Annotated in this window: 7 protein-coding genes; all 7 read right to left on the bottom strand. The window is 44.5% G+C overall.

Annotated features, from left to right (window positions below; genetic code table 11):
- Nucleotides 1–48: 48 nt before the first annotated feature.
- Nucleotides 49–1,200 carry a mandelate racemase/muconate lactonizing enzyme family protein gene (locus FRX45_RS02525; RefSeq protein WP_152266804.1) on the bottom strand — a complete coding sequence of 384 codons (1,152 nt, stop codon included), beginning with the start codon at nucleotides 1,198–1,200 and terminating at the stop codon, nucleotides 49–51.
- Nucleotides 1,201–1,219: 19 nt separating this feature from the next.
- The gene (locus FRX45_RS02530; RefSeq protein ID WP_152266805.1) at nucleotides 1,220–2,215 is read right to left on the bottom strand and encodes a zinc-dependent alcohol dehydrogenase; all 996 of its coding nucleotides are present in this window, start codon (nucleotides 2,213–2,215) and stop codon (nucleotides 1,220–1,222) included.
- Entirely contained in the window at nucleotides 2,215–3,075 is an 861-nt protein-coding gene (locus FRX45_RS02535) for an amidohydrolase family protein (RefSeq protein WP_152266806.1), read from the bottom strand. Before FRX45_RS02535 ends, FRX45_RS02530 begins: the two co-directional genes overlap by 1 nt.
- Before the next feature lie 36 nt (nucleotides 3,076–3,111).
- Nucleotides 3,112–4,497, bottom strand: coding sequence for a GH39 family glycosyl hydrolase (locus tag FRX45_RS02540; RefSeq protein ID WP_152266807.1), 1,386 nt, complete (start codon nucleotides 4,495–4,497; stop codon nucleotides 3,112–3,114).
- Nucleotides 4,498–4,557: 60 nt separating this feature from the next.
- Nucleotides 4,558–6,678 carry a hypothetical protein gene (locus FRX45_RS02545; protein WP_152266808.1) on the bottom strand — a complete coding sequence of 707 codons (2,121 nt, stop codon included), beginning with the start codon at nucleotides 6,676–6,678 and terminating at the stop codon, nucleotides 4,558–4,560.
- Between the two features lie 70 nt (nucleotides 6,679–6,748).
- The gene (locus tag FRX45_RS02550; RefSeq protein WP_152266809.1) at nucleotides 6,749–9,553 is read right to left on the bottom strand and encodes a hypothetical protein; all 2,805 of its coding nucleotides are present in this window, start codon (nucleotides 9,551–9,553) and stop codon (nucleotides 6,749–6,751) included.
- 106 nt (nucleotides 9,554–9,659) lie between these two features.
- The gene (locus tag FRX45_RS02555) at nucleotides 9,660–11,246 is read right to left on the bottom strand and encodes a RagB/SusD family nutrient uptake outer membrane protein (protein WP_152266810.1); all 1,587 of its coding nucleotides are present in this window, start codon (nucleotides 11,244–11,246) and stop codon (nucleotides 9,660–9,662) included.
- Nucleotides 11,247–11,314 lie beyond the last annotated feature (68 nt).

The raw sequence follows: 11,314 nt of genomic DNA on the forward strand, positions 1-11,314 counted from the left end.
GCGTTTAATAAAATACCGCAATGTTTTTAAGCACCCCGGTTTAATTGATTAAAGGTTTATACAAAAATGTTTTAGCGCTTCTTCATTTATTTCAATGCCCAAACCCGCACCCTGCGGAACAGGAATATATCCTTCCGCATCCATTTGAACAGGATTTTGAATAACTTCCCGGAGCATAGGATTATCACTTACATTGTATTCCAGAAATAAAGACCTGGGCAGAACAGCATTCAGATGAAGGCTCGCCGCTGTTAACAGATCTGTAAGCCAGGCATGCGGACAAACATCCACATCTGCATGTTCCGCCTCCCACATAATTTTTCTTGCCTGGGTAAATCCTCCACAACGGGAAAGATCGGGCTGCACAACGTCAATTCCTCCACGATGGATCAGTTCCCTGAACCCCCACGCAGTAGCTTCCTGCTCCCCCGCCGCCAGTCGTATTTTAACACCGGCAGCTTTTACCTTTCCATATCCATCGTATGATTCAGGGTGCAGGAAATCCTCGAGCCAGAAAATATTATAGGGTTCCAGCGCACGGCAAAGCTCAATAGCATCGTAAGCGCTCCGGTTCACCATCCACCCGGGATCTATCATCAATTCAATGTCCGGCCCCAGCGCTTCTCTTGCCGCTGCCACTAATTTAATATCCTGTTTTGCATTTTGTCCAAATACACCCCATCCGAATTTAACTGCTGTAAAACCGCGCTGCATATAAAATTCACAGGCCGCTTTCATCGCATCAGCAGTTGGCCGAAAGAGCGTGGAAGCGTACGCACGAACTTTATCTCTTCTTGCACCACCCAATATTTTATAAACAGGGCGGTTAATGGCTTTGCCTATAATATCATGGCAGGCAATATCAAAGCCGGATAATACCTGCATAGCTACTCCCCTTCTTCCAAAATAAATAGTACCCCTGTAAATTTTGTCCCACAGCCGCTCCACATCAAAAGGATCTTCACCAATAACCAGGGCACGCAATCCTTCAAATACGCCGGAGCCACTTTCGGGCGCATTAACCACAGCCTCTCCAACATGCGGCGAGGTTTCGACATCTGACCAGCCCGTGATGCCTTCGTCTGTGCTCACCTTTAGCAACAAACAATGCTTTACACCCCTTGCCTCATCGCTTCCAGCCGGGTTAGTGATTTCGAATGGCGACTGAAGGATAAATGCTTCTACATTGGTAATCTTCATATGTACTTTTAAAACTTAATTAATCAAACACCAGGGCAACTTTTAATGCCTTGTTATGTCCATTCCGGGCCAATTCAAAAGCCTCTTCCCAACGGTCAAAAGGAATTTGATGGGTAATGATATTTTCCAGCGCCAGTCTTTCTTCGGTCAGGCATTGCAGTGATTCATCTATTTTATTTTCATCATTGCATGCGCCAGCAACTTCCAATTCTGAAACATGAATATTAAAAAGATTCAGCGCAACAGGTTCCTGAACAGCACTGAAAATAACCAGCCGGCCGCGGGGCCGAAGCGCCTGCAAACAGGTATAAACTGCCTCAGCAGCACTCACGGCCAATATGGCGATATCAACAGATTTTGCCTGAACGGCATCAACGATTTCCACTCCTGGTATCAACTTAAGCCTGAAAGGTTCACGGCCTGAAACCAGCACACGGGCTGCTTCCGCCCTCTGCGCCAGGCGTGCGATAATATTCCCAAAAGGTCCATCACCAGCCACCAGCACCGTTTTTCCTTTTATATCATTCGACCGGGATATGGCTTCCAGGCAAACGGCCACCGGCTCCAAAAGCGCACCCAAAGCAAAAGATATATTATCTGGTAGCGGACGCACCCGGTCTGCACGCTGAACAAAATATTCCGCGAAGCAGCCATCACGGTCAATACCCAGATGGCTCATATGCAAACAAAGATGCTCCAGTCCTCTCTCACATTCGGAACAAGCCCTGCAGGGTACCACAGGATGAGCGGCCACACGTGTTCCCGGTGTATAATCCGTTACACCCGATCCGCAGGCAACTACAACGCCTGAACCCTCATGCCCCATCACACGGGGATACTTTATTCCGAATGCATTGGTTTTTATATCATGTAAATCCGAAGTGCAAATGGTTGCAACTTCAGTTTTAATCAATACCTCGTCTTGCCCGGGAACAGGAATGGGAAGCTCAACCTTTACCAATTTGTTCAGGCCTTGTAATTGCAACGACTTCATGTATGAATGAGAATGCGCCATTATTTTAATAAGGTTGGATTTGGAAGTCCAAGCAATTCCAGGGTATTGCGATGAATAATGCCTTCAATGGCCTCCGACGGCACGGCAGGCAAACCGCTTTGGGCGATAATATAATTAAGGTTCCTTATCCTTTCTAATGAATCACCCGTGGTGGTAAATGGAAAGTCGGAACCAAACAACACCTTGTGCTGCGCTCCATACTCCACCAGCAACCGCATGGAATTATAAAATTGCCAGGGCCGGTAGTATAATGCCGATATATCTGCATATACATTCGCATGCCTGCGGATAACCGCAATGGTTTCACCTTCCCAGGGATGACCAAGGTGCGCAAGCACCATTTTCAAATCAGGAAAATCAACCGCTACGGAATCAAAATGAACAGGACGTGAATAGTCGAGCCGTGTGCCGCTAATGAAGGAGGTGCCCGCATGAAAAAGGATGGGCAGACCATGTTTTACACAATACCGGTATATATCATAATACCTTGGATCCTGTGGATGCACATCCTGATAAAGTGGCGCCAGCTTAACGCCCACCGCCCCCAACTCCTGGTGGCATTTCTCCAACTCCTGCATATAATTTGCCTGCGCAGGATCAATAGAAGCAAAAAACAATAATCTTTCTGGCGCACGGAGCACATGTGAAGACACCATTTCATTGGGAATATTCCAATCTGTTTGCGATGCCTGCAGCCCAAATACAATAGCAACATCCGCCGCCTCAGTCGTTTCAAGGTGTCTTTCTTCCACATTTCCCCATACTGCAGGATCCACAGCACAGCGCGCCAGATCGGCGTGGAGCTTTGGCCCAAAATGCAGCCCGGCATCAAAAACATGTGTATGGATATCTACGATCATAAACTAATTCAATATAATCAATTTACAGAAAAGCTGTTACTCGAGCGACCAGTAATGAACGGCCCAGGGTTCTAATTTTAAGGTTAACGATTGCGTGCCTTTTTTGATCTGAACAAAAGGCTCAGGGCGCAAGCGCTGATTTTCTTCCAACCCGGCGCCACTTGCATCTAATACAATATGACGAACCCGCATATCCTTCGGAAGGTCATTCAGACTTAGTTTTACGGTTGTTGTCTGATCCGAAAAATTCCAAAGCATCATGTTGTGCATTCTCAACTTAGGATCATGCGTTGCAAAACCATGCACTTTATCGTTTGAGGAACTGACCGCTAATTTATTGCCTGCCATCCTCGACAGCAATTTAAAGGTATAATATGCAGGTCTTAGCTGGTTTTGATAGTCAATCAATCCGCTGAATTGCGCCTGCCTGTTCCACCATCTCGTCATAAAGGCTGTGCCCTCCGGAGAGTGGATCCGGGAGAATGTTTCATACGACACATACCAGTCGCGAATCTGGTAATAGCAAGACCAGTCCAACCCCACATCTTTCATTTGCCAGATGGTTTCGGCTACGTAACAGGGCTGAAACCTGGGATCAAGCGGAGGATTGAACAGATCCATGTTCCATTCATTCATGATGGTTTCCGCTTTTAAATCAGGAAACCCGCTAAGCAGCTTTTTTATATATTCTATTTGTCCGCGAATGGCTGTTGGGCTATTGTTATAGTTATGAAAAGAAACAAAATCTAAAGGAAGTTTTCCAGCCGAACAAACCCGGAGTAACTCTGGAAGAATTGGCGATTTATAATATGCCAGCGCCGGCCCTCCAACTTTCGCATTCGGATCGGCACGAAGAATAGCAGCGGTAGTATGCTTATAATACCGGGCATAACTCTCCGGTTTAAAACGGTAAGGGGTACCACCGTCTTCACCAATATCCACTTCGTTACCTACTTCCCAATAGGTAATGCCTGCTCCTTTATCCACATAATGTTTCACTACATCGTATACAAATTGTTCCCAACCCGCGTAATCATTGGGCTCAACAATATCCTGGTCTATAACAGGGAAAAACAATTTGGGCTTTAAACAAAAGCTCATAAAAGGTTTGGCGCCTGTTTGCAGGATGTTGGTCACCATGCTGTCAAGCGTGGTAAAATGATACTTTCCCTTCTCAGGAATCACATCATAGTACTCACTAACAAACAGCCTGATGATAGCAGGATGCAATGCTCTTATTTCCGTTACCCGGCTGGCCAGCATAGGCTCTTCCGATAAGCCGCCCTGCCCGAGCGCCATTTGTTCCATTTTCATGGGACCCAGCTCTTTGCCAAAATCTACCTTAACATTGGTAACCTGCGACCATGAATGACTTCCTGCCAGGATAAATATGCATAAAATAAGGGAGCTTATTTTCAACATGATATTTCTATATTATATAGTATTGATAAAAAATCCAATGTTATTATGATATTACTTTATTCATTTCGTTATTTTAAGAACTACAGGCTCCATTAAATTAAATGTTGCGTTTAATTTCATTGTTCTGCCGAATCGCTTTGGAGATACCGGCATCCAATTTCCTTGGGTCTGCAATTGAAAGACAAAAGCATTTTCCCATCCCGTTGGCACATGAATGGATAGTGAATCAGCTCCATCTGAACTTAGGTTAATTGCTGTAACAATTAAATACTTGCCGGAGTCACTTTTATTACAGATGCAAAAAACATTGGGATGATCGTTAATAAATACGGGCAATTGTTCTTTTCCCAACCATTCTATAGTCTCCCGCAGCAGTTCTTTTTTCTTGTAGTTGAAAACAGCAGAAGACTTATTTTGATGTAAATCGAAAGCCGTAATAGCTACCCTGCCTCCCCATTCATTTTCAAATCGTATAAAGCCGGGAATTACAGGTTTTTCTTCCGGATCCAAAAAATCTGTAATGATTTCTGCTTTAGGATCGGGGTTTAATTCATAAAAAATTCCTCCTTCACTACTACTTCCCGGAAAAAAAATGAGATTGTACATTAATTCTCCTTTTAAGTTCTTATGCATACTGATATTCCTTATGCCTTCAAAACAAAAGTTAGGATCTTTACCAGGCGCAATTGCTGCTCCTATCCATTTTCCATATCCTTTTTGTGAAAGTATATAAGCCGCATAACCGTCCAGTAAAACAGCAGAATGGAGCAGGGTTTTAATTTCCTCATCGTTCATGATTTTCAAAGACGCACCGGATACCACTTTAACTTTTCCATTCTTTGAAGTGTATGGTATTCCAAATCTTCCCAGCACACTGATCCACGGATTCTGGGGTGCACCCGGCGTTCCACTCCTGTATGGCACTGCTGTATGAGCGAAGGGAAGATGCACTATTTCACATCCGGCAACCGGTGCATTCGCAACCTCTTCTTTGATCTTTGAAAAGCGTTTTACCTCCCTTTTAAACATTTCCAGGTACCCGCTTTCTTCCAATAAATTATCTAAGTACTGGGTTGCATAGAGTAAGGAGTCGTTGAACCCATACGCGAATGCCGCTGTCATAAAACTTCTCAATTTAGCGGCCGACATAAAAAAACGCGTATGAGGATAGGTATCGGATTCATGCAAACATTCTATATCTGCAGGAAGGTGTTGCCGGCTGTATAATGCATGAAAAATACTTCCGGGTAATGAAACCGGTTCATCGGAAGAATAACTTGATCCGTAGAGCCTAACCATTGGTCTGGTGTTTCCGGCAAAAGCCCGCGTAACAGATTCGGTAAAATCTCCGTCAAAATCGGAAACACCTGCCTGGCAAAGAGAAATCCGGGTTTCAGGCGCCACCTTATCTACCTTCTCTCTTATCAACTTTGCAAATCCTGCCAGGCTGTCCCGGCTTAATTCGGCCCAACTCCGCCGAAGGTCCACCGTTGCGTCATCGCTCTTCTTAAACAGCTCCAATAGTTCCTCCCGTTTAAATAACCGTCCCTGTCGTTTAGAAAATTCAGCCAGGTGAAGTGGACAGAAACAGCCAAAGTTTACATTGGGAGGCCGCCAGTTCGGCTGCCAGCTCAGTTCAAAATCATCCTCAAACTGAACCACAAAAGGCCTGGCAATATTTACAACTAAAGCAATATTATTACTAAACTCTTCTTTGAATAAATGGTCAAGCGGACAGGGTGAACTATCTGACACAAACCCACTTAAATCTGTTATATATTGAAACCGGCTGTCGTAACCGGAGCGAATTGAAGGAGCACACCACCAACCGATACTAATGCCATACGACCGGAGCGCCTGTTTTGCTTCAAGTATGGTACCTCCGATTTGCTGATATACTTCCCGGCCTGGAAAACCGGTTAATCTTATATCCTCCATTGGTGCAGCAAAAAGAAATCTTTTTAAACCATAAACTTTTTTAAGTTCTATAAGTTGCTGCAGTATCTTATCTTTTCGATTGGTAAAAAACCTTATGGGAACAATTGGGTCAATCATCACATCAGAAGCCTTATCATCGGCCTGTGCGGCACTCATAATATTTCCATCTCCGCCCCACCATTGTTCTGTTGTTATGCCCGCAGAACCAACAGAGGTAAGCTTCAAAAAACCTCTTCTATCCATGTGAAGTATTAATAAATAGACAATTAATTATATCACTAAATAACGCACCAATTAATAAAGTTAAATCGCTTTAATACCTGGCTGAAATGACGTATTTCCCCGAGGGTGCAGGTATGCTGACATATTCTTTTTTAACATCAAAATTTTTCCAGCGTTTACCATTTACCATTACAGATTTGATCTGTTTCCCCGAAGGATGACGAAAACGAACAAGCAACTGCTGTGGCGCATTTCTATCAGGCGCTTCAACCGTTGCTTTAATTTCATTATCCGGGTTTAATCCCTCAATAGAAAAAGATGTATTTCCAAAATATGTTGGCGCATTCTTCACCTCAATTTTTTTCCCATTCTCCAGCCATTCCCCCGGTATAGCCTGACCGATCATCAGCGTATCGTCTCCCCACTCATTAATGAGCATCCTTCTGTAAATTTCAAACCATGCGCCATCCGTACTCGGTGGCCCATAGTACTGGCCCCAGGCCCAGCGATGTTCCAATGAAGTGAACTGTTCATGCGAGAACCCGCAGGCCATCAAACTATAAAACGCACGGATAACCGCTTTGGGTTCATCTCTTAACAAATAAGCAGTAGCCTGCTGCACATATACCGGTTCATTTGCCGCGCCCTGGTTTTTAAAAAACAAATTGTCTTCATGATCGTGCAGCATAGCAGTTGTAAGCCAGCTACGGGCATCAATAACACCCAAGCGCGTGAGATGCAGAGGGCCGGTATCTACATCGGTTGGATACCACTGATCCATCATACGGCGGTGCGTTAGGGCATCGGTTGGAACATAGTTGATCCATGTACCATCTTCTAATTGCACTACCGGCGACTTCACACTGCTGCGGGCAAACTCCTTCACCACATCTGTTTTCATTTTCGATGCTATGTTGCTTACTTCTCCGGCACGGGGATGGTTAAACGCAGACAGCGCTTTCGCAAATACTTCTAATCCGCCCACATAATATGCCTGGTTAAAAGCCCACTCTCTTTCCGCATTGGTAAGATCATTAAGTGGCCCGAGGATCAGCCCTGTTTTATTGACTCCTTCATTGGCCTTAGCCACCTGGGCCAGGCACCAGTCGAGCGTTTTCAGGGAATTCGGAAGCAGTTGTTCAAACTGTTCCCTGTTACCGGATAACAAAAAATTTTGTGCAATAGCATATAATTGCCCCGGCGAATACACGCCCCAGTTGGCAAACCCGCCTATTCGTCCATCCGGTTGTAGCTGACTTTTAAACATGGCCGCATATTCATCCTGCGCAACTTTTTCGTAGCCGCGTAAACCATAGATCATATAATCTACATACACCGCCTGGTTAATGGGCCAATCCGCATTTCTTTGTCCGTATGCTGTATTAGCATAAGGCAAATCCATGTGATCTTTTCCATCTATATCTAGTGTGTGGCGGGGTAAAATAAGAGAATGCCAGATATTAGCGCGGAACAGTTGGTTCACCGCTGTTTCAGGCACTTCAAAATGAGCGCCCTTACTGATCCAGCCTTCCCAATAGTCCGTTATATTTTTCTTTGCTGCGGCAAAACCGAGATTACTTATTCTTGTTTTTTCGGATGAAACAATAGCAGGTGAAGGCAGCTTCGCTACAAACGCCGCAGTTTCCCCTTCTGAAAGATCACCGGAAATGGTTAATTCAATTTGTTGCCCGTTTTTGTTTGATATGGCATCGCCCGTTTTAACCGTAATTCCTTTTCCTGTTTCCAGCAACAAAAAAATATTGCCCGTTTGTTTATCAGTAATGGCCCAGTTGTCCTGAATTTGTATGGCCTCAACTTCGTGATCTTTTAATTCATTGTGCAGCGAAATACCGAAATTAAATGCCCCGGCTTTTCCCGATATGCTTACTTTGGTAAACATTACACTGGGTATATAACCACGTATGGTAGTAGACAAATCAACCAGGGGCGCGGCAAACTGTTCTATTTCAGCAAGCTGGCCATTTCTTTCAAGATTGGTAACAATAACCGGCAGTCCATCCATTATACGCTGGCGTTTCCATTGGCTTTCCGGCCACAGCAGGTCAAGCCTGAATTTATGTGGAGAAGCAAAGTCCGGCCGAATATTACCCCACCTGTCAACAGCAAATTTATAAACAGACCCATGGGCGGCGGCTGTTACGGTAAGATGCCCTGTTGTGCCCATCCACCTGGTTTGCCAGGATTTATCCCATTGCAGCGGGTTACCAAAATCGGGCCACAGCTTATTGAACGCTTCTAATGACGCGTCTGGCTGTTCTGCAACGGCATTGAGTACTCGCTGTCCTTTCAATGAAGCGATATGCATTTTAAAATCAACAGGCTTATCAGCCAATGTAATAAACACATCCTGTTCAGGGAGCCACATAGCGCCATGCCTGATGAGTTGCTCCAATCCTATAGTAAAACCCTGTGCGCCTTCCTTGTCTAATTGAACGGTAAGTAAAGGCGCATCAGGTTTATTCCAGGGATCATCTTTTAAACGCGCTGACTGTCCGGGCGAACCATGTATCATCAGGTATCCCCACATGGCATCGTCATTCACTGAATAGCCATCCTTCCAACCGGCTAACTTCCTTAGCGGTGCGGAAGGTGTTGGCCAATTTATATCCGCTATCAATTCGTCTGTATCACCTGCTCCACAATTGAGCACAGATATGGTTGCTACTTCATCGTTCTTTTCAATTCCCTTACCCGAAAGTGCTGAAACGGTAAGGCCCGGGGAGCCGCTGATCAATTGTACAGAACGGGCTGTACGGGAAGGCGCCGTATAGCCAAAAGAAAGAATGACTTTTACATTTTCTATGTTACCGGATTGCTCCGGGGTAATAGCAGGCTGAGACGCTATGGTCCCGCCTGTTATTCCCAGTATAATCATAGCCCCAATTGCGAAATGTGTTATCCTGTGCATAATGTTCTCCGTGCCGTTACCTGCTAAAAATTATGAAAATTGCCTGCCAATCTATGCTTTTTCTTATTGACAACTAATTACCATATCCGGGATTCTGTGACAGGTTTTTGTTGAGATCTCTTTGCCCCTGAGGAACAGGCCAAAGGTAATTTTTCGCGGGATCAAATACCCGGTCCTCGATCTTAATATGCTCGGTAGAAGTATAGGTTACATTTCCGTTGGCATCTATTTCACTAATGCGGGCTCCATATACGGGGCCATTCATTACCTGCTCACCGATCTTCCATCGTTGAATGTCAAACCAGCGTAAACCTTCCATGGCTAATTCCACCCTGCGCTCCCTGCGGATAAGTGTTCTCAGTTGATCCTGCGTAGCATACTTGGCCTGATCAACATCGGGCATCCCGGCACGTGAACGTACCTCGTTAATAGCATTATAAACAGTATTATCTATCTGGTTCGATTCTATTTTTGCTTCCGCATAGGTTAACAATATCTCGGCGTAGCGTATAAGGGGTATATTCAAACCTGCTCTGTACAGATCCGCGTAATCGGATTTGAAATGTATATATTTCCTGCCAACATAGCCGGTATAATTATACGTGGGCCAATAGTCGAGTGAGTTAGGGTCAAAAGGATTAAAGATGATGCCGGCATATTCAGCGCCTGGTATGATCACAGTTTGCAGCAATCGGGGGTCGCGGTTCACAAAAGGTTTATCAATATTAAAACCAGATGTGGGGTCATCAATTGTTTTACCGTTGCTCATTTCATAAGTGTCAATCAGCGATTGATTGATATTTACAGAACTCCATCCTCCGCCCGGCGTAGACTCAGGAGCTAAAACCATTAACCCAATAGTAAGATTCGGGTTGGATTCAGTATAAGCCCTGTCAAGAATAATTTCAGAATTATATTCATTCTTCATCCTGAAAAGTTCCTGGTAGTCGGTAAACAATGAATATGCGCCAAGATCCATTACTTGTTTAGCTGTTGCCGCGCTTTCGGTAAACTTATTATTAAAAAGTTCTACCCTTGCTTTTAACGCCAATGCGGCCCCCTTAGTAATGCGGCCAAGATCGTCTCCATCGTACGACTTGGGCAATATTTGGCTCACGGCATCTAATTCCTGCAATACAAAATCCACTACCTGGGCCTTCGGCGTCCGCTCAATGGTATTGGCTTCTTCGGGCGTAAGCAATTTTGTTATCAGTGGAAAATCGCCATACAACTGTGATCTTACAAAATACTGGTAAGCTCTTAGAAATCTTACTTCACCCTTCATCCTGTCTATCAGTGCCTGGTCCATGGGCGTTTTGTCAATACTCGCCAAAAACCAGTTGCATTGTGTGATAGTAGCAAAGCTGTACTGGCTGCCTGCATTATTGGGTGAAAGAAGCTGCATATTCCCATACTGCTGCCATCCTTCCCAGGGATAAGGATTATGACCATTGTCGCTCGCATCATCCATATAAGTGACCCTTTGTCCATTTTCAAAACCCGAATAGCAGGCATTGCATGCGGCAGTAGCATCACCTACCCCGGTCCATAAGGTTGCCTCACTATACTCGTTAAGCGGTTGCCGGTCTAAAAAATCTTTTTTACATGAACCGGCTAATACCGACAAGAGGATAACTATTATAATTAATTTATTTCTCATAACAATATTATTAGTAATGAAGTAGTGTTAAGTAAATCAAATTTTATATCGTGAAAAGTGAGAAGAGA

This window comes from Agriterribacter humi, from assembly GCF_009192765.1.
GTDB classification, from domain to species: Bacteria; Bacteroidota; Bacteroidia; order Chitinophagales; family Chitinophagaceae; genus Agriterribacter; species Agriterribacter humi.